The following is an 18,450-nucleotide window of genomic DNA, read 5'->3' on the forward strand; positions in this document are numbered from 1 at the left end:
TCGCTGATTATGCGGGGGTTGTGCGATCTCACGGCAGGCGCAGCCCGTCGAAGAAAGTCCCCGTGGCGTCTGCGGCCGACGGCTTGCCGAGCACCGTGGCCTGGTAGATCGCGACGCTACCGTCGCGCTGCGCATGCGCAAACCAGCGCACGCGGGCCTCGGTCGGCTTGCCGTCGGGCCCCGCGCCCCGCGCCTCGATCTGCCAGGGCGCCGGCGAGGCGGCGGCGCGCACCACGCTGACCGGCCCCTCCTGGATCTGGCCTCCGGTTGCGGCCTGCCACTGGGCGCGCGTGCCGGCGCGCCAGGCGGCCAGCCAGGCCTCGGCCTGGGCCACGTTGTCGGCGCGGGCATGGGCCACCGCAAAAGTGGCGCCGCCGGCTTCGCAGCCGGCCATCTGGACGCTCACCGTCTCGCTGCCGAGCGGAATCCGGCGCTCGGCGCGGTCGGGCTTGCAGGGCATCAGCGCCTTCAGCTCGGCATTGGTTGCCGCAACGTCCCGCCAGTTGAAAGTGGGGCTGCAGGCGAACGCCAGCAGGAGCATCGGCGCGGCCAGCAGCCAAAAGCCGGCGGAACTAAAATCGCGACGCTCCATCTGTCAGACACCCCATGAAAAAAGCCCTCTATGTTGCCGCAACCGCGATCGCCCTGGCGGCCGGCGTGGGCGTGTACCTGAATTCGGGCGCCACGGAGGCTCCAGCCTCCACCTTCGTGCTGCTCGATGGCAGCCAGAAGAGCACCAACGACCTGAAGGGCAAGGTCACGCTGGTCAACTTCTGGGCCACCAGCTGCGTCACCTGCGTCGGCGAGATGCCGAAGGTGATCGCCACGTACGACAAGTACAAGAGCAAGGGCTACGACACGCTGGCCGTGGCCATGAGCTACGACCCGCCGAGCTACGTGGTGAACTTTGCCGAGACGCGCAAGCTGCCGTTCAAGGTGGCGATCGACAACACCGGCGCGGTGGCCAAGGCCTGGGGCGACGTGCAGCTCACGCCGACCACCTATCTGGTCAACAAGCGCGGCGAGATCGTCAAGCGGTACGTGGGCGAGCCCGATTTCGCCGAGCTGCACCAGCTGATCGAAAAGCTTCTGACCGAGGTCTGACCGGCTGCAACTTGCAAGCCGGATCGACCTGCAGCGCCCGCCAGGCGGGCGCAAGCAGCTATCAACTTCGTAGCAAAACGCCTACTCGCGGCGGAAGCTGTCGTGGCACGATTTGCAGGTACCTCCGACCGACCCGACCGCCGCCTTCAGCGCCTCCAGGTTGCCGGTCTTGGCGGTGGCCAGCAGCTTGGCGGTTTCGGCGACCAGCTTGTCGCTGTGTTCCTTGAACTTGGCCGGCTCTTTCCAGATTTCGGCCTTTGCCTTGCCGCCCTCCGTGCCCGGCCCATAGGCGCCGCTCCACGGCAATTGCGACACCATGGCCACGACTTCCGCGTTGGCGACAGCGCTGGCCTGGTCGTAGGGCACGCGTCCGTTGGCCATGGCGGCGATGCGCCCGAAATGCTGGCTCTGCATGAACATCGCGCTCTGGCGGTACTTGACCGCGTCTTCGGGTTTGGCGAACTGAGCAGCAGCGGATGTCGACAGCGCGGCGCAGGCCGCAGCGAAGGCGAACAGGGCAAGACGGTTCATCGTGAGTGTTCCTCGAGGTGGGGCAGCGCTTCGAAACGGCGCTGCGCGTCAGTGTGAGGGGGCATCCCCCGGCCGTCGCATAGCAACAACCCGCAGACACCCCCGGCCCGACTTTGCTAATCTGCGTGTTCCGCAGCCCGCCCCACCCCTCCGATGAGCGCTTCGTTCGAGCCGACCACCCACCGCGCCGCGCTGGGAGACGAGCTTGCGCGTCCGGCCCGGATCTGGGATCTGCCGACACGGCTGTTTCACTGGGCGCTGGCGTTGGCGGTGATCTGCCTGCTCGTCACCGGCTTGGGGGGCGTCATGGAATGGCACTTCCGGTTCGGCTATGCGGTGCTGGCGCTGCTGCTGTTCCGGCTGGTGTGGGGCTTCGTCGGCGGGCGCTGGTCACGCTTTGCGGCCTTCATCTATTCGCCGCGCTCGGTGCTCGCCTACCTGGCTGGCCGGGCCCATCCCGACCATCTGATCGGCCATACCCCACTCGGCGCGTTTTCGGTGTTCGCGTTGCTCGGCATCCTGGCGTTGCAGGTCGCGAGCGGCCTCGTCGCGGACGACGAGATCTCGGCGTCCGGGCCGCTGACGCGCTTCGTTTCCAACGCCACGGTGAGCCTCGCCAGCGGCTGGCACACGCGGTATGGCAAGTGGATCGTGATCGGGCTGGTCAGCCTGCATGTGCTGGCGATCCTGTTCTACGTGCTGGTGAAGCGCGATCACCTGATTCGGCCCATGTTTTCCGGCGACAAGCTGCTGAGCGGCGGTCGCATCGCCGAGAGCCGCGACAACATGGCGACACGGCTGATGGCGCTGTTGATCTTCGCCCTGTGCGCCGGCTTCGCAGCCTGGATTGCATCGTTGCGCGCATGAGCTACTCCGTATCGCGCCCCCTGCCGCTGGCCGACACGCCCGAGATCGTGCTGCTGACGCCCGACGAGCCGCACGAACTCGAGGCTGCGCGCACGGTGTTCCGCGACTATGCCGAAGCACTGGACGTCGACCTGTGCTTTCAGAATTTCGAAGAGGAGCTGGCAGGGCTGCCGGGCGACTACGCCGAGCCGCGCGGCTTCCTGCTGCTGGCGCTGGTCGATGCGACCGACGCCAACGTGCAACAAGCCACCGGCGCGCCGCTGCTCACACGAGGTGACGGCCGGCCGGCGCATGTGGCGGGCTGCGGTGCGCTGCGCCCGCTCGATACCGCCGACTACCCCAACGCGGCGGAAATGAAACGGCTCTACGTGCGGCCGGGTTTTCGCGGACTCGGACTGGGCCGCCAGATCGCCGAGGCGCTGCTCGATGCAGCCCGCAGCGCGGGCTACGGCTGCGTGCTGCTCGACACGCTCGACGACATGGAATCGGCGCGTGCGCTCTATGAAGACCTGGGTTTCGAGGAAGTGCCGCCCTACTATCACAACCCGATTGCCGGGGCGCACTACCTCAAGGTGGAGCTATAGCTCGCCCCCCAGGCTGCGCGCACTTCGTGTCGCTTCGCCTACCCCCGCCCGGGGGCGGCGCCGACGGCCCGGCAAAGCCGGATCCGTGGCACCTCGCGAAAGAATTCTTGGATCAGCCCCGCGCTTGGGCCAGCAGGGTGTCGGCGTCGCTGACCTCGAATTTGCCGGGCGCTTCGACATTGAGCGAGGCGACCTTGCCGTCTTTCACCAGCATCGAATAGCGATTGCTGCGCAGGCCCATGCCGCGGCCCGTGAGGTCGAGCGTCAGGCCGGTGGCCTTGGCGAAGTCGGCGCTGCCGTCGGCCAGCATGCGCACCTTGGCGCCGGTCTTCTGGTCACGCGCCCAGGCGCCCATGACGAAAGCGTCGTTCACGCTGACGCACCAGATCTCGTCGACGCCGGCCGCCTTGAAGTCGTCGAAGTGCTGCACATAGCCCGGGACATGCTTGGCCGAGCAGGTCGGCGTGAAGGCACCGGGCAATGCGAACAGTGCGATGGTCTTGCCGGCCGAAGCCTTGGCCACATCGACCGGGTTCGGGCCGATGCTGCAAGCCTCGCCTTCAACCTCCGAGTACTCCTGCAGGGTGGCCGCTGGAAGGGTGTCGCCGACTTTGATCATGATGAAAGATGCTCCAGAAAAAGAAAAACGGCCCACATTGTGGGCCGTTTCGGCGTGGGCTGCGGGCCCGGGGTTTAGACCGCAGCGGCCTTTTCGACCAGACGGGTCACAACCCAGTTCTTGGTCTTCGAGATCGGCCGGCTTTCGGTGATCTCGATGGTGTCGCCGAGGTGGTACTCGCCCTTTTCGTCATGGGCGTGGTACTTGCTCGTCTTGGCCACGATCTTGCCGTAGAGCTCGTGCTTCACACGACGCTCGACCAGCACGGTCACGGTCTTCTCACGCTTGTCGCTGACCACCTTGCCGATCAAGGTGCGCTTGAGGGACTTTTTAACTTCCGTCATGTTCACTCCTTACTTGGCGGCTTGGGTTTCTTGCTTCTGGGCAAGAATGGTCTTGGCGCGCGCGATGTCGCGACGCGTCACGCGCAACGTCGAGGTGTTCGACAGCTGTTGCGTGGCTTTCTGCATGCGCAGGCCGAAATGGGCCTTTTGCAATTCCTTGATTTCGGTCTGCAGGCCGGCGACATCCTTGTCGCGCAGCGTTGCGGCCTTCGACACCTTGACCGGCTTGGCCGCGGCGTCCTTCTTTTTACGTGTTGCCATCAGTGTTCTCCCATCAGGCGCCAAGCTGGCGCGAGACGAACGTGGTGCGCAGCGGCAGCTTGGCGGCAGCCAGGCGGAACGCTTCGCGAGCGAGTTCTTCGGGCACGCCGACGATCTCGAACACGATCTTGCCGGGCTGGATTTCAGCCACGTAGTACTCGGGGTTGCCCTTGCCGTTACCCATCCGCACTTCAGCGGGCTTGTGGGAGATTGGCTTGTCGGGGAACACGCGAATCCAGATACGGCCACCGCGCTTCACGTGGCGCGAAATCGCGCGACGCGCGGCTTCGAGCTGACGCGCCGTGAGACGGCCGCGGTCGGTGCATTTCAGACCGAAGTCACCGAAGGCGACCGAGTTGCCCCGGGTCGCGATGCCGGTGTTGCGGCCCTTTTGTTCCTTGCGGAACTTTCTGCGTGCAGGTTGCAGCATGTTTCTTACTCCGTGGTTCTAAGACCGATTACTCGGTCTTGGCACCGTCAGCTGCTGCAGCTGGCGCGGCTTTGCGGACGCGCTTAACGGCGGGTTTCGGGGCGTCTGCACCCGGTGCGGGGGCACCACCGGTGGCTTCTGCGGGCTTGTCGCTGCCATCGGCCGGCGCGGTGTTGCCACCGATCGGGCCACGGGCTGCGGGGCGTGCGGGACCACGACGGTCTGCACCCGGACGGTCGCCACCTGGGCGGCCATCACGGCGCGGACCACGCGGACGACGCTCGTCGTCGGGACGCGGCGTTTCTACGGCCGGCAGGTCGTTGCGACCCAGCGTGTCGCCCTTGTAGACCCAGACCTTGACGCCGATGACGCCGTATGTGGTCTTGGCTTCCGAGGTGCCGTAGTCGATGTCGGCGCGCAGGGTGTGAAGCGGCACGCGACCTTCGCGGTACCACTCGCAACGTGCGATTTCGATGCCGTTCAGGCGGCCCGACGACATGATCTTGATGCCCTGCGCGCCGAGGCGCATGGCGTTCTGCATCGCGCGCTTCATGGCGCGGCGGAACATGATGCGCTTTTCGAGCTGCTGGGTGATGCTGTCGGCGATCAGCTTGGCATCGATTTCGGGCTTGCGCACTTCTTCGATGTTCACTGCCACCGGCACGCCGAGCTGCTTGCCCAGTTCGCGCTTGAGGTTCTCGATGTCCTCGCCCTTCTTGCCGATCACGACGCCCGGACGTGCCGAGTAGATCGTGATGCGGGCGTTCTTGGCGGGGCGCTCGATCATCACGCGGGAGACCGATGCGTTCTTGAGCTTCTTCTTCAGGTACTCGCGCACCTTGATGTCTTCGGCCAGCATGCCCGCGAAATCGCGGTTGTTGGCATACCAGCGGCTGGACCAGTTGCGGGTAACCGCAAGGCGGAAGCCGGTCGGGTGGATTTTTTGTCCCATAGTCTTCCTGGCCTCTTAGTTGCCAACCGTCACGTACACATGGCACGTGGGCTTGCTGATGCTGTTGCCGCGGCCCTTGGCGCGCGCGGTGAAGCGCTTGAGCGTGGCACCTTGTTCAACGTAGATGGTCTTGACCTTCAGTTCGTCGATGTCGGCACCGTCGTTGTGCTCGGCGTTGGCGATGGCCGACTCGAGCACCTTCTTGATGATCACAGCGGCCTTTTTCTGCGTGAACTGCAGAACGTTGAGCGCTTGATCGACCTTCTTGCCGCGGATCAGGTCAGCGACCAGACGGCCCTTGTCGACCGAGAGGCGGACGCCGCGGAGGACTGCACGTGTTTCAGACATGGTCGTTCCTTACTTCTTCTGGACTTTCTTGTCCGCGGGGTGCCCCTTGAACGTGCGGGTGAGCGCAAATTCGCCGAGCTTGTGGCCGACCATCTGGTCGGTAATGTAGACAGGCACGTGCTGCTTGCCGTTGTGCACGGCAATGGTCAGGCCGATGAACTCGGGCAGGACCATCGAGCGACGCGACCAGGTCTTGATCGGCTTCTTGTCCTTGGTCGTCACGGCCTTGTCGGCCTTGGCCACCAGGTGGTGGTCGACGAAAGGACCCTTTTTGAGAGAGCGAGTCATGAGGCTGTCCCTTACTTCTTGCGACGCGACACGATGAAGACCTGCGTGCGCTTGTTGTTACGGGTACGGTAGCCCTTGGTGAGATTGCCCCACGGGTCGACAGGATGGCGGCCTTCGCCGGTCTTGCCTTCGCCACCACCGTGCGGGTGATCCACCGGGTTCATCACCACGCCGCGAACGGTCGGGCGAATACCCATGTGACGCTTGACACCGGCCTTGCCGAGACGGCGCAGGCTGTGTTCTTCGTTGGCAACTTCACCGATGGTCGCGCGGCATTCGACGTGCACGCGGCGCACTTCGCCCGAGCGCATGCGCACCTGGGCGTAGACGCCTTCGCGGGCCAGCAGCGTGGCCGACGTGCCGGCCGAGCGGGCGATTTGCGCGCCCTTGCCGGGTTGCAGCTCGATGCAGTGGATGGTTGAACCCACCGGGATGTTGCGGATCGGCAGCGTGTTGCCGGCGCGGATCGGTGCTTCGGCACCGCTCAGCAGCGTGGCACCGGCTTCCAGACCGCGCGGGGCGATGATGTAGCGACGCTCGCCGTCGGCATAGCAGACCAGAGCGATGTGGGCGGTGCGGTTCGGGTCGTATTCGATGCGTTCGACCTTGGCCGGGATGCCGTCCTTGTTGCGCACGAAGTCGACCACGCGGTAGTGGTGCTTGTGCCCACCGCCCTTGTGACGCGTCGTGATGTGGCCGTTGTTGTTGCGGCCGGCCTTCTGGAACTGAGGCTCCAGAAGGGCTGCGTGCGGGGCACCCTTGAACAGGTGATCCCGCGAGATCTTCACCGCGCCACGTTGGCCCGGCGAAGTGGGTTTCATCTTGATGACGGCCATGATTAAGCGCCTTCCCCGACGAGGTTGAGCTCTTGACCGGCCTTCAGCGTCACGTAGGCCTTGCGAACGTTGTCGCGGCGGCCGATGGACTTGCCGAAGCGCTTGGTCTTGCCCTTGGTGTTGAGCACGGACACGCCCTGGACTTCGACCTTGAACATCAGTTCAACAGCGGCCTTGATCTCGGGCTTGGTGGCGTCTTGCAGCACCTTGAAGGTGACCGCATTCGACTTCTCGCCGACCATCGTGGCCTTTTCGGACACGATCGGCGCGACCAGCACCGTCATCAGTCGACCTTCGTCGAACTGGCGGGCGGCGGGCGTAGGATTCATGCGGCTCATGCGAACATCTCCTTGAGCTTTTCGATGGCAGCCTTGGTGACCAGCACCTTCTTGTAGTGCACCAGCGAAACCGGATCGGCGTAACGCGGCTCGACGACGAGCACGTTCACCAGGTTGCGCGAAGCGAGGTACAGGTTTTCATCGACTTCGTCGGCGATCACGAGCACCGATTGCAGATTCATTGCCTTGAACCGGGCCGCCAGCGGCTTGGTCTTGGGCGAATCAACCGTGAGCGAGTCCACCACGGCCAGACGGCCTTCGCGGGCGAGCTGCGAGAGGATCGACGCCATGCCGGCGCGATACATCTTCTTGTTGATCTTCTGCGAGAAGTTTTCGTCGGGCATGTTCGGGAAAATCCGGCCACCCCCGCGCCACAGCGGCGAGGACGTCATACCGGCACGGGCACGGCCCGTTCCCTTTTGCTTGAACGGCTTCTTGGTCGAGTGCTTGACCTGCTCGCGATCCTTTTGGGCGCGCGTGCCCTGACGGGCGTTGGCCTGGAATGCAACGACGATCTGGTGAACCAGGTCTTCGTTGTAGTCACGGCCGAACACGGTCTCGGGGGCGTCGAACTTCGACGCAGCCTGGCCTTGTTCGTTCAGGAGTTCGAGTTCCATTACTTCGCTCCTTCAGCAGCTTGCGGCTTGGCCTTGACGGCGGGGCGCACGGTGACGAAGCCACCCTTGGAGCCCGGAATCGCGCCCTTGATCAACAGCAGCTGGCGCGCTTCGTCGATGCGGAACACGTCGAGGTTCTGCGTGGTCACGGTGACGTCGCCGAGATGGCCCGTCATGCGCTTGCCCGGGAACACACGGCCCGGATCCTGCGCCATACCAATGGAACCCGGCACGTTGTGCGAACGGCTGTTACCGTGCGACGCGCGCTGCGAGCTCATGTTGTGGCGCTTGATGGTGCCAGCGAAGCCCTTGCCGATGGAAGTGCCCTGCACGTCCACCTTCTGGCCGACCGCGAACACGCTGCCTGCGGCGATGACACCACCGGCCTTGTGCTGACCGGCCGTATCGGCGGTCACACGGAATTCCTGGATGATTTCACCGGCTTCGACGCCCGCTTTCGCGAGGTGGCCGGCCTGGGGCTTGGTCACGCGCGATGCTTTGCGCGAACCGAACGTCACCTGCAGGGCAACGTAGCCATCCGTCTCTTGCGACTTGATCTGGGTCACGCGGTTGTTGGACACATCCACCACCGTGACAGGAACTGCGTCCCCATCATCGGTGAAGAGACGCATCATCCCCACCTTGCGACCCAGCAACCCGAGGGAGTTGCTCAGACTCATTTGTTTTCTCCAAAAATGGAAGTCCTCTCCCGCCGCTGCCACTTCAATTGGCGACAGCGTTGACCGAATCCTTGTTGAAGGAACCCGGCCACGGAAGAAGGTTGATAAGACCCGACCTTTTGGCGCCCCAAAGGACGCACGAAAGGCAGAGCCAAAGATTATAGCCCGGGGCGGGGCCACCGCGCAAGGGCGGCCGATGGGCCGCCCGCAGCGCTCAGCGCACCGGCATCGATATCACAGGCTCGCCCGCCGGCGTCTTCTTGAGATCGCCGCTCGAGCGCATCGTCGGCGCGACCTTGCCGACCCGCACCGGGATCGATGTTGCGCTGGTCAACCCGTTCTGCGTGGTGAAAACGTTCAGGTAGGAGATCCCCTCGGCGCCCGGGGCCACCTGCACGGTGATGGTGGTGGCCTCGCCAGCCGGCAGGCGGAGCTCGGCGCTGCCGGTCAGCGTAAGCCCGGGATCGGCGCTGAGCCGCACGCCCGCGCCGGCCGGATCGACGACGCCGTCGAAACGAATGGTCACAGTCGTGTTGCGGCCGACCTGCGGCGAACCGTCGACCGTGTACTGCACGTCGACGCCGGAGCCGTTGGGCTTTTTCGCGGCCTGGGTCATGGTGGCCTGCCTCGATGATGTCTTGGCGATGCCGGGCCCGGCGGGGGCATCGGCCGACGCCGCCAGCGGAATTGCCAGAGCCAGCGCCAGAAAGGTCACGCTCGAACTGCGACGGATGTTCATGGCGGTGTTCCTCAAGTGATGCTGACGTTGAAGCAGGTCGATGCGGCGGAGTCGTTGTAGTCGCGCAGAACAACAACGTTGTCCCCGGCCAGCAGGCCGACGGCCGCAGTTTCGGTCGACCCGAGGCCATCGCTGAGCGCCAGCAACCGGCCGCTGTAGACCTCGAAGTCCGGATCGGCCGCGGCCGGGCCCGTCACCGAAATCTGGCGGGCGCCCGCGCTGGGCGCAGTGACGCGCAGATAAACGAAGCTGCCGAGCTTGTTGCCGGCACCGGCGATGTTGGAGACGCAAGCGACGGTGGTGGCGCCGATGGGGGCCGTCACGTACATCGGCAGCGCCGAGGCGATCACAGGTGTGCCGCCAGCATTGGTTTCGGCCGTCCCGAACGGGTCGTTCGCCGCCACACTGATGTTTTGCCCGCCCAACAGACCGGCCAGCGCGGAGGCGCTGCCCGGCGACGCGGCATTGAAAGCGGCGGCGAAGGGATGGATCGAGGTGACGGCAACGGCCGTCTTGAACGAGCCGGTCATGGCGGCGTGGATCGGCTGGAATCCGACCTGCTGGTTGAGATTCCACAGGATCGACTGGATCGACGCCTCCCGGTACCAGCCGGGATTGCTCGCGGGCCCCACCGAAAGATCGATGTTGACGCCCTGCGCCTGTGCGGCACCACCCGAATCGGTGTAATTGCTGCGCGCCAATGCAATGCCCGACCAGGCATTGCCCCAACCCTCCGAGAAGGCCAAACGGCGATCGACCCGCTGCGACTGGGAGTGCTCGCCGCCCGGCGAATCGTCGCGGCTGAACGCCGACTGGTAGTAGTGCCCCCACTCGTGCGCGATCACCGAGGCGTCGTATTCATCGGTATCGACGTTTTCCTTGCCCAGAACATAGATTGCGCGGCCGCTAGAGCCGCCGCTCGAGAACGAGGTGGTTCCGATCTGGCCAAGCGCCGGACTGCCGCCGGAAGGCACGTTGTTGATGCTCCAGAACACCCGCAACGAAGGAAAGGCTGTAGCCGGCGCAACGGAAAGCACTTTCTGCATTGCCGTGTAGACCGTGTCGAGCACCGCGAACGGCGCCGCGATTCGGGTGCCGGTGTACGACGCGCCACCCCAACCGGAGGTTGCGCGCAGGTCACGCGTCAGCGCCGCTGCGCCCGACGAGAAGGTGGGCGAATCGATCACGTAGATCGCATCGGATTGCGTGTTGTCGCGCACGCTGACATCCCAGGTGGCGCCGCTGCCGCCCTGCACCATCTGGGCCTTGACCCGCACGAAGACCTGGGTGTTTGAAGGCACTGTCACGGAGTACACGCCGTTGCCATCGGTCGTGGTGCTGGCCAACACGGCCGACGCAGCGTTGAGCACTTCCACTGCAGCGCCGCGCACGGGCTTGGCGCTGATGGAGCCGTAGAGCAGCGCGCCGGTTGCGTTGGGCACCGCGTCGTAGGTGGCGGTACCGCTGAGCGTGACCGGAATGCTTGTGTCGCCCGGTACGGCAATGCCCGAAAGCGGGAAGAAGGCCGCGCCACCGCCGCCACCCCCGCCACCGCAACCAGCCAGCACGACGAGGGCAAACATCGCGACACCGCGAGACCACAACATCTTTTTCATACCTGCCACCCTTTCCCTGTGCTGGGAGTTCCCGAACGACGACGCGCCAATACCTGCGAAGAATGCCACAGGCGCGGCGAAAAAGACAAAAGCCCGCTTGCCGAAATGCACGCGGGCTTTGTCGAACCGGTTTCCGGCGATTTACTGCAGCTTGATCTCGACGTCGACGCCGGCCGGCAGGTCGAGCTTCATCAGCGCGTCCACGGTCTTGTCGGTCGGGTCGACGATGTCCATCAGGCGCTGGTGCGTGCGGATCTCGAGCTGGTCGCGCGACGTCTTGTTGACGTGCGGCGAGCGCAGGATGTCGAAACGCTTCATGCGGGTCGGCAGGGGCACGGGGCCCTTGACGATCGCGCCGGTGCGCTTGGCGGTGTCCACGATTTCAGCGGCCGACTGGTCGATGAGCTTGTAGTCGAACGCCTTCAGGCGGATGCGGATTTTTTGCTTGGTGGCCATGACGCGGTTCCTTATCAGGCGAGGATCTTTGCCACGACACCCGAGCCGACCGTCTTGCCGCCTTCACGGATGGCGAAGCGCAGGCCTTCTTCCATCGCGATCGGGTTGATCAGCTTGACGGTGATGCTCACGTTGTCGCCGGGCATGACCATTTCCTTGTCGGTCGGCAGCTCGATCGCGCCGGTCACGTCCGTCGTGCGGAAGTAGAACTGCGGACGGTAGTTGTTGAAGAACGGCGTGTGACGGCCGCCTTCGTCCTTGCTCAGTACATAGACTTCAGCGGTGAAGTGCGTGTGCGGCTTGATCGAGCCGGGCTTGCACAGCACCTGGCCGCGCTCGACTTCTTCGCGCTTGGTGCCGCGCAGCAGCACGCCAACGTTGTCGCCAGCTTGACCTTGGTCCAGCAGCTTGCGGAACATTTCCACGCCGGTGCAGGTGGTCTTGACGGTCGGGCGGATGCCGACGATCTCGATTTCCTCGCCAACCTTGATCACGCCACGCTCGACGGCGCCGGTCACCACGGTGCCGCGACCCGAGATCGAGAACACGTCTTCCACGGGCATCAGGAAGGTGCCGTCCACGGCGCGCTCGGGCGTCGGGATGTAGGTGTCGAGCGCTTCGGCCAGCTTCATGATGGCTTCTTCGCCCAGCTTGCCCTTGTCGCCTTCCAGGGCGAGCTTGGCCGAGCCGTGGATGATCGGGGTGTCGTCGCCCGGGAACTCGTACTTGTCCAGGAGTTCGCGCACTTCCATTTCGACCAGCTCGAGCAGTTCGGCGTCGTCGACCATGTCGCACTTGTTCAGGAACACGATGATGTAACCCACACCGACCTGGCGGGCCAGCAGGATGTGTTCGCGGGTCTGGGGCATCGGGCCGTCAGCGGCCGAGCACACCAGGATGGCGCCGTCCATCTGGGCGGCGCCGGTGATCATGTTCTTCACATAGTCAGCGTGGCCGGGGCAGTCGACGTGGGCGTAGTGGCGGTTGGCCGTTTCGTATTCGACGTGCGCGGTGTTGATCGTGATGCCGCGGGCCTTTTCTTCAGGGGCCGCGTCGATCTGGTCGTACGCCTTGGCTTCGCCGCCGAACTTGGCCGACAGCACCGTCGCGATCGCCGCCGTCAGCGTGGTCTTGCCGTGGTCAACGTGACCGATCGTGCCCACGTTCACGTGCGGCTTGGTGCGGGTGAATTTACCTTTTGCCATTTTTCAATCCTTAGAAAGAGCATTCCCGTGTATTGGTTTTATGTCTGCATCCGATTGCTGGTTCGCCCCGCACGGGAACAGGGCGGCACCGGATCGCAGACAAGTTGGGCGACGCCGTGCGTCGCCCGACGTTCTTGAAAACTTACTTCGCGCGAGCAGCCACGATGGCTTCTGCAACGTTGCGCGGAGCTTCAGCGTAGTGCTTGAACTCCATCGTGTACGTGGCACGGCCTTGCGACATCGAACGCAGCGTGGTCGAGTAGCCGAACATTTCCGACAGCGGCACTTCGGCCTTGATGGCCTTGCCGCCACCCATCATGTCTTCCATGCCCTGCACCATGCCGCGGCGTGAGGACAGGTCGCCCATCACGTTGCCGGCGTAGTCTTCAGGCGTTTCGACTTCCACAGCCATCATCGGCTCGAGGATCACCGGGCTGGCCTTGCGGCAGCCTTCCTTGAAACCGAAGATGGCGGCCATCTTGAACGCCATTTCGTTCGAGTCCACGTCGTGGTACGAGCCGAAGTGCAGGGTGACCTTGACGTCGACCACCGGGTAGCCGGCGAGCACGCCCTGGCCGAGCGCTTCGATCACGCCCTTTTCGACCGCGGGAATGTATTCGCGCGGCACCACGCCGCCCTTGATCGCATCGACGAACTCGAAGCCCTTGCCGGCTTCCTGCGGTTCGATCTTGAGCACGACGTGACCGTATTGGCCCTTGCCGCCCGACTGGCGCACGAACTTGCCTTCGGCTTCGTCCACGGTCTTGCGGATGGTTTCGCGGTATGCCACCTGCGGCTTGCCGACATTGGCTTCCACGCCGAACTCGCGCTTCATGCGGTCCACGATGATTTCGAGGTGCAGTTCGCCCATGCCGGCGATGATGGTCTGGCCCGATTCTTCGTCGGTCTTGACGCGGAACGACGGATCTTCCTGCGCCAGACGCTGCAGGGCGATGCCCATCTTTTCCTGGTCGACCTTGGTCTTGGGCTCGACGGCCTGCGAGATCACCGATTCCGGGAACACCATGCGTTCCAGCGTCAGGATCGAAGCGGGATCGCACAGGGTCTCGCCCGTGGTCACTTCCTTCAAGCCGATGCAGGCAGCAATGTCGCCAGCGCGAATTTCACTGACTTCAACACGGTTGTTGGCGTGCATCTGCACGATCCGGCCGATGCGCTCTTTCTTGCCACGCACCGGGTTATAGACGCTGTCGCCCTTGGTCAGCACGCCGGAGTAGACGCGCACGAAGGTCAACTGGCCGACGAACGGGTCGGTCATCAGCTTGAAAGCCAGGGCCGAGAACTTCTCGCTGTCGTCGGCCTTGCGGGTCGTCGGCACTTCATCTTCGTCCATGCCCTTGACCGGCGGAATGTCGGTCGGTGCAGGCATGTACTCGACCACTGCGTCGAGCATGGCCTGCACGCCCTTGTTCTTGAAGGCCGAGCCGCACAGCATCGGCTGGATTTCGCCGGCGATGGTGCGTTGACGGATGCCGGCCTTGATCTCGGCTTCGGTCAGCGCCTCGCCTTCAAGGTACTTGTTCATCAGCTCTTCGCTCGATTCGGCAGCAGCCTCGACCAGCTTTTCGCGGTATTCGGCACAGACGTCGGCGAGGTCGGCCGGGATTTCGCCGTACTTGAAGGTCACGCCCTTGTCTTCGTCCCAGATGATCGACTTCATCTTGACGAGGTCGACGATGCCCTGGAAGCGCTCTTCGGCACCGATCGGGATCTGGATCACGACCGGGTTGGCCTTCAGGCGATCCACCATCATCTGGCGCACGCGCAGGAAGTCGGCGCCGGTGCGGTCCATCTTGTTGACGAACGCGAGACGCGGAACCTTGTACTTGTTGGCCTGGCGCCAGACGGTTTCGGATTGGGGCTGCACGCCGCCGACCGCGTCGTACACCATCACGGCGCCGTCGAGCACGCGCATCGAGCGCTCGACTTCAATCGTGAAGTCCACGTGGCCGGGGGTGTCGATGATGTTGATGCGGTGTTCGTCGAACGTGCCGCCCATGCCTTTCCAGAAGCAGGTGGTGGCAGCCGAGGTGATCGTGATGCCGCGCTCCTGCTCCTGCTCCATCCAGTCCATCGTGGCGGCGCCGTCGTGCACTTCACCGATCTTGTGGTTCACGCCGGTGTAGAACAGGATGCGCTCGGTCGTCGTGGTTTTGCCAGCGTCGATATGCGCCGAGATACCGATGTTGCGGTAGCGCTCGATGGGGGTATTGCGTGCCATGAGAAATTACTCCATTAACGGATGAAAGCCCGCTCACCACACGGTGAGTCGGGCTTCCAGCCTGTCTGATTTGAGGGGACGGTGCTTAGAAGCGGAAGTGGCTGAAGGCCTTGTTGGCCTCGGCCATGCGGTGCACTTCATCGCGCTTCTTCATGGCACCGCCACGGCCTTCCGTGGCTTCCATGAGTTCATTGGCCAGACGCAGGGCCATCGACTTTTCGCCACGCTTGCGGGCGGCTTCCTTGATCCAGCGCATCGACAGCGCAAGACGGCGCACCGGGCGCACTTCGACCGGCACCTGGTAGTTCGCACCACCAACGCGGCGCGACTTCACTTCGACCATCGGCTTCACATTGTTGATGGCCATGGTGAAGGCTTCGACCGGATCCTTGCCCGGGTTCTTCTTCTCGATCTGCTCGAGCGCGCCATAAATGATGCGCTCGGCAACCGCCTTTTTGCCGCCTTCCATGATCACGTTCATGAATTTGGACAACTCGACATTGCCGAACTTCGGATCCGGCAGGATTTCACGTTTGGGGACTTCGCGACGACGTGGCATTTTTCTAACCTCTTTGCTTCAGTTGGCACCGTTTCCAGCACCGCGAGAGTCAACAAGAACTCTCACTTACTCGACCCAAAACCGGGTCACTTCGCTCGATGCGCCCGCCAAGGCACGCCGAACACCGTTGAAATACAGAAAGCCTTAAGCCTTCTTCGGGCGCTTCGCGCCGTACTTGGAACGCGACTGCTTGCGGTCTTTCACGCCTTGCAAGTCGAGCGAACCGCGCACGATGTGGTAGCGGACACCAGGCAAGTCCTTGACACGACCGCCACGAACCAGCACCACGCTGTGTTCCTGCAGGTTGTGGCCTTCGCCGCCGATGTAGGAAATGACTTCGAAGCCGTTGGTCAGGCGCACTTTGGCAACCTTACGCAGCGCCGAGTTCGGCTTTTTCGGGGTCGTGGTGTAGACCCGGGTGCAGACACCGCGACGTTGCGGCGAGTTCTGCATGGCAGGGCTCTTCGAGTTGATCTTCTCGACCTCGCGACCCTGACGCACCAGTTGATTGATGGTTGGCATGAATGAATAAGTCCAGTAACACTCCGCCGGGATCCCTCATCGTGACATGAGGAGGCAGGAGATGACGAAAACGTGAAACCCTTCGGAAATTTCCGAAAAGCCCACGAGTATAGCAGCCCGGCGCTACTTGATCCAGAGCCTTACGGCGTCCCAGGCCCGGCCGAGCACGCCGGCCTGCTCCACGGCTTCCAGCGCCACCAGCGGCACCTCGGTCACGGGCTGATCACCCAGCGTGACCTTGAGCGAACCGACCGTCTGATTCTTGGCGAACGGCGCTACCAGCGGATCGGGCCGGGCGATCTGCGTCTTGATCTTGCTGGCCGAGCCGGCCGGCACGGCCACCACGATCGGGTCGTTGCGGCCCAGCTTCACGGTGTTCTGCTTTCCCTTCCAGACCGCCGGGGTCGCGACCGCCTGGCCGCCATCGAACAGGCGCACCGCGTCGTACGCGGTGTAGCCCCAGTTCAGCAGCTTTTGCGATTCGTTGGCACGCGCGTTCTCGCTGCTCGCGCCGAGCACGATGGTCAGAAGGCGACGGCCGCCGGTCAGGTTCGGAAAGTCGCGCTTGGCCGTCACGATCATGCAGAAGCCGGCCGCATCGGTGTGCCCCGTCTTCAGGCCGTCGACCGTCGGATCACGGAACAGCAGCAGGTTGCGGTTGGTGTCGTTGGTCGAAGGCGTGCCCGGATAGCGGTATTTCTTGATCGCGTAGTACTTGGCCTCTTCCGGAAAGTCGCGCACCAGCCGGGTCGCCAGGATGCTGAGGTCGCGCGCGGTCGTGGTGTGGCCGGGCGCGGTCAGTCCTTCGGGGTTCTTGTAGCTGGTGTTCTTCATGCCCAGCGCCTTGGCCTGGTCATTCATGAGTTCCACGAAGTGCTCGACCGTGCCGCCGACCCCCTCGGCCAGCGCCACGGTGGCGTCGTTGCCCGACTGCACGATGAGCCCCTTGATCAGATCTTCGACCGGCACCTGCATCTTCGGGTCGATGAACATGCGCGAGCCGGGCATCTTCCAGGCGCGCTGGGAAACCGGCATGGTCTGCGTCAGCGTGATCTTCTTGGCGCGCAACGCGTCGAACACGATGTATGCCGACATCAGCTTGGTCAGCGACGCCGGTTCGACCGGCATGTCGATGTCCTTCTGCGCCAGCAACTGGTTGGCCGTGACATCGAGCAGCAGGTAGCTGCGCGCGGCGACTTCCGGCGGCGCGGGCACCTGGGCGGCAACGACCATGCAGAACGGAAGGGCGGCAACGAGCAGCAGCGCACGCAGCGCTTTCGAAAAACGGGTCATGAAAACGTCGGGGGGAACAGGAGAAAACTAGCCCGCGCGCAGATGGCGGGCGACGAGATTTTTGAGCAGCGGCAATTGTCCGTGAAAGAAATGGCCGCCTCCGGGAACGACTGTGACAGGAAGTGACTGTGGCCGCGCCCAGTCCAGCACGGCTGCCAGCGCGACCGTATCGTCCTGCTCGCCGTGCACCAGCAGCACGCGGTCGTGCGCGGCCTCGGGCAGCGCCGGCGGCGGGACCCGCGCCACGCTGGCGCCAACCAACGCCACGCGCTGCACATCGCGGGTGTCCCAGAGCGACTGCAACGCGTTGATGGCCACGAAGGCGCCGAAGGAAAACCCGGCGATCGCCAGCGGCCCCTCGGGTGCCACCTGCTGCACGATGGCCAGCATGTCTTCGGCCTCGCCGCGGCCTTCGTCATGCACCCCTTCGCTGGCACCAACGCCGCGGAAGTTGAAACGCACCGCCGCCCAGCCTGCCCCGATGAAGGCGCGCGCCAGCGTCTGCACCACCTTGTTGTCCATGGTGCCGCCGAACAGCGGATGGGGATGTGCGATCACGGCCACACCGCGCGGCGCCGTGCCGGCAACCGGCCCATCGCGCAGCGCCTGGATGACGCCGGCTCCGCCCTCGAGCTGGATTTTTTCGGTTTGCGCGTTCATTAGCGGCCCACGTCGGGCGGCAGCAGCAGCCGCTCGACCACCTTCCCGTTCTTCAGGTGCGAATCGACGATTTCGTCGATGTCTTCGAGGTCGACGAAGCTGTACCAGACGGCCTCCGGGTACACCACTGCCACCGGCCCGCCCGCGCAGCGATCCAGGCAACCTGCCTTGTTGACGCGAACCTTGCCCGGCCCGGCCAGGTCGGCCTGCTTGACCCGCGACTTGCAGTGGTCGAAACCGGCCTGGGCGCCGTGCTGCGCACAGGACTCTTCGCCGTTCTTGCGCTCGTTCAGGCAGAAAAAGATATGGCGGCCGTAGTAACCGGGCGAAGCGGGAGGCGGAGAACTGGGCATCGAGCC

General features: G+C 64.2%; 26 protein-coding genes. 3 read left to right on the forward strand and 23 right to left on the reverse strand.

Annotated elements, in window-relative coordinates:
• Positions 1–28: 28 nt before the first annotated feature.
• On the reverse strand, positions 29–592 hold the full coding sequence (locus QTI05_RS07520; RefSeq protein WP_286541016.1) for a hypothetical protein: 564 nt from the start codon (positions 590–592) through the stop codon (positions 29–31).
• A gap of 14 nt (positions 593–606) precedes the next feature.
• On the opposite strand from QTI05_RS07520, the gene QTI05_RS07525 reads away from it, so the two are divergent.
• Complete coding sequence (locus tag QTI05_RS07525) at positions 607–1,104, forward strand: TlpA disulfide reductase family protein (protein WP_286541015.1); 498 nt, start codon at positions 607–609, stop codon at positions 1,102–1,104.
• Positions 1,105–1,185: 81 nt separating this feature from the next.
• On the opposite strand, the gene QTI05_RS07530 is transcribed toward QTI05_RS07525, so the two are convergent.
• The gene (locus QTI05_RS07530; protein ID WP_286541014.1) at positions 1,186–1,635 is read right to left on the reverse strand and encodes a c-type cytochrome; all 450 of its coding nucleotides are present in this window, start codon (positions 1,633–1,635) and stop codon (positions 1,186–1,188) included.
• A 153-nt stretch (positions 1,636–1,788) separates the two neighbouring features.
• Between QTI05_RS07530 and QTI05_RS07535 the strand changes: the two genes are divergently transcribed.
• Together QTI05_RS07535 and QTI05_RS07540 are read left to right on the forward strand one after the other, a co-directional pair.
• Positions 1,789–2,502, forward strand: a complete 714-nt coding sequence (locus QTI05_RS07535; RefSeq protein ID WP_286623703.1) for a cytochrome b/b6 domain-containing protein — start codon at positions 1,789–1,791, stop codon at positions 2,500–2,502.
• Positions 2,499–3,086, forward strand: a complete 588-nt coding sequence (locus QTI05_RS07540) for a GNAT family N-acetyltransferase (RefSeq protein WP_286623705.1) — start codon at positions 2,499–2,501, stop codon at positions 3,084–3,086. The genes QTI05_RS07535 and QTI05_RS07540 overlap by 4 nt, the downstream gene beginning before the upstream one ends.
• 112 nt (positions 3,087–3,198) lie before the next feature.
• Here the strand turns inward: QTI05_RS07540 and QTI05_RS07545 are convergent, their stop codons facing one another.
• The 21 genes from QTI05_RS07545 to QTI05_RS07645 form a co-directional block, all read right to left on the reverse strand.
• Complete coding sequence (locus tag QTI05_RS07545) at positions 3,199–3,705, reverse strand: peroxiredoxin (protein WP_286541011.1); 507 nt, start codon at positions 3,703–3,705, stop codon at positions 3,199–3,201.
• 74 nt (positions 3,706–3,779) lie between these two features.
• The gene (rpsQ, locus tag QTI05_RS07550) at positions 3,780–4,049 is read right to left on the reverse strand and encodes a 30S ribosomal protein S17 (protein WP_286541010.1); all 270 of its coding nucleotides are present in this window, start codon (positions 4,047–4,049) and stop codon (positions 3,780–3,782) included.
• Between the two features lie 9 nt (positions 4,050–4,058).
• On the reverse strand, positions 4,059–4,265 hold the full coding sequence (rpmC, locus tag QTI05_RS07555; RefSeq protein WP_286541489.1) for a 50S ribosomal protein L29: 207 nt from the start codon (positions 4,263–4,265) through the stop codon (positions 4,059–4,061).
• Positions 4,266–4,323: 58 nt separating this feature from the next.
• Entirely contained in the window at positions 4,324–4,740 is a 417-nt protein-coding gene (rplP, locus tag QTI05_RS07560; protein WP_213958428.1) for a 50S ribosomal protein L16, read from the reverse strand.
• A 28-nt stretch (positions 4,741–4,768) separates the two neighbouring features.
• Entirely contained in the window at positions 4,769–5,692 is a 924-nt protein-coding gene (gene rpsC, locus QTI05_RS07565; RefSeq protein WP_286541008.1) for a 30S ribosomal protein S3, read from the reverse strand.
• 15 nt (positions 5,693–5,707) lie between these two features.
• Entirely contained in the window at positions 5,708–6,040 is a 333-nt protein-coding gene (gene rplV / locus QTI05_RS07570) for a 50S ribosomal protein L22 (RefSeq protein ID WP_213958426.1), read from the reverse strand.
• 9 nt (positions 6,041–6,049) lie between these two features.
• A complete protein-coding gene (rpsS, locus tag QTI05_RS07575) occupies positions 6,050–6,328 on the reverse strand; it encodes a 30S ribosomal protein S19 (protein WP_007838132.1) in 279 nt (92 codons plus the stop codon).
• 11 nt (positions 6,329–6,339) lie between these two features.
• Positions 6,340–7,164: a 50S ribosomal protein L2 gene (gene rplB / locus QTI05_RS07580; protein ID WP_286541003.1), complete on the reverse strand. Its 825-nt coding sequence runs from the start codon at positions 7,162–7,164 to the stop codon at positions 6,340–6,342.
• Between the two features lie 2 nt (positions 7,165–7,166).
• Positions 7,167–7,493 (reverse strand): 50S ribosomal protein L23, encoded by a 327-nt coding sequence (gene rplW / locus QTI05_RS07585; protein WP_286541488.1) that lies wholly within the window; start codon positions 7,491–7,493, stop codon positions 7,167–7,169.
• Between the two features lie 5 nt (positions 7,494–7,498).
• A complete protein-coding gene (rplD, locus tag QTI05_RS07590; RefSeq protein ID WP_286541002.1) occupies positions 7,499–8,119 on the reverse strand; it encodes a 50S ribosomal protein L4 in 621 nt (206 codons plus the stop codon).
• On the reverse strand, positions 8,119–8,799 hold the full coding sequence (gene rplC, locus QTI05_RS07595) for a 50S ribosomal protein L3 (RefSeq protein ID WP_286540999.1): 681 nt from the start codon (positions 8,797–8,799) through the stop codon (positions 8,119–8,121). Before rplC ends, rplD begins: the two co-directional genes overlap by 1 nt.
• Positions 8,800–9,013: 214 nt before the next feature.
• On the reverse strand, positions 9,014–9,538 hold the full coding sequence (locus QTI05_RS07600) for a hypothetical protein (RefSeq protein ID WP_286540997.1): 525 nt from the start codon (positions 9,536–9,538) through the stop codon (positions 9,014–9,016).
• 11 nt (positions 9,539–9,549) lie between these two features.
• The gene (locus QTI05_RS07605; RefSeq protein WP_286623707.1) at positions 9,550–11,121 is read right to left on the reverse strand and encodes a hypothetical protein; all 1,572 of its coding nucleotides are present in this window, start codon (positions 11,119–11,121) and stop codon (positions 9,550–9,552) included.
• A gap of 174 nt (positions 11,122–11,295) precedes the next feature.
• On the reverse strand, positions 11,296–11,610 hold the full coding sequence (gene rpsJ, locus QTI05_RS07610) for a 30S ribosomal protein S10 (protein ID WP_007838118.1): 315 nt from the start codon (positions 11,608–11,610) through the stop codon (positions 11,296–11,298).
• 14 nt (positions 11,611–11,624) lie between these two features.
• Complete coding sequence (gene tuf / locus QTI05_RS07615; protein ID WP_286539813.1) at positions 11,625–12,815, reverse strand: elongation factor Tu; 1,191 nt, start codon at positions 12,813–12,815, stop codon at positions 11,625–11,627.
• A gap of 142 nt (positions 12,816–12,957) precedes the next feature.
• Positions 12,958–15,057 (reverse strand): elongation factor G, encoded by a 2,100-nt coding sequence (gene fusA, locus QTI05_RS07620; protein ID WP_286540994.1) that lies wholly within the window; start codon positions 15,055–15,057, stop codon positions 12,958–12,960.
• 85 nt (positions 15,058–15,142) lie between these two features.
• Positions 15,143–15,616, reverse strand: coding sequence for a 30S ribosomal protein S7 (rpsG, locus tag QTI05_RS07625; RefSeq protein ID WP_114968651.1), 474 nt, complete (start codon positions 15,614–15,616; stop codon positions 15,143–15,145).
• Positions 15,617–15,760: 144 nt separating this feature from the next.
• On the reverse strand, positions 15,761–16,138 hold the full coding sequence (gene rpsL, locus QTI05_RS07630; protein WP_174328402.1) for a 30S ribosomal protein S12: 378 nt from the start codon (positions 16,136–16,138) through the stop codon (positions 15,761–15,763).
• A 123-nt stretch (positions 16,139–16,261) separates the two neighbouring features.
• Positions 16,262–17,431 carry a D-alanyl-D-alanine carboxypeptidase family protein gene (locus tag QTI05_RS07635; protein ID WP_286540984.1) on the reverse strand — a complete coding sequence of 390 codons (1,170 nt, stop codon included), beginning with the start codon at positions 17,429–17,431 and terminating at the stop codon, positions 16,262–16,264.
• A gap of 27 nt (positions 17,432–17,458) precedes the next feature.
• Positions 17,459–18,091: an alpha/beta hydrolase gene (locus QTI05_RS07640; protein WP_286540982.1), complete on the reverse strand. Its 633-nt coding sequence runs from the start codon at positions 18,089–18,091 to the stop codon at positions 17,459–17,461.
• A complete protein-coding gene (locus tag QTI05_RS07645; protein WP_286540980.1) occupies positions 18,091–18,444 on the reverse strand; it encodes a (2Fe-2S) ferredoxin domain-containing protein in 354 nt (117 codons plus the stop codon). The genes QTI05_RS07640 and QTI05_RS07645 overlap by 1 nt, the downstream gene beginning before the upstream one ends.
• Positions 18,445–18,450 lie beyond the last annotated feature (6 nt).

Origin of the sequence: Variovorax fucosicus, assembly GCF_030316825.1 — a bacterium.
GTDB lineage: Bacteria > Pseudomonadota > Gammaproteobacteria > Burkholderiales > Burkholderiaceae_C > Variovorax > Variovorax fucosicus.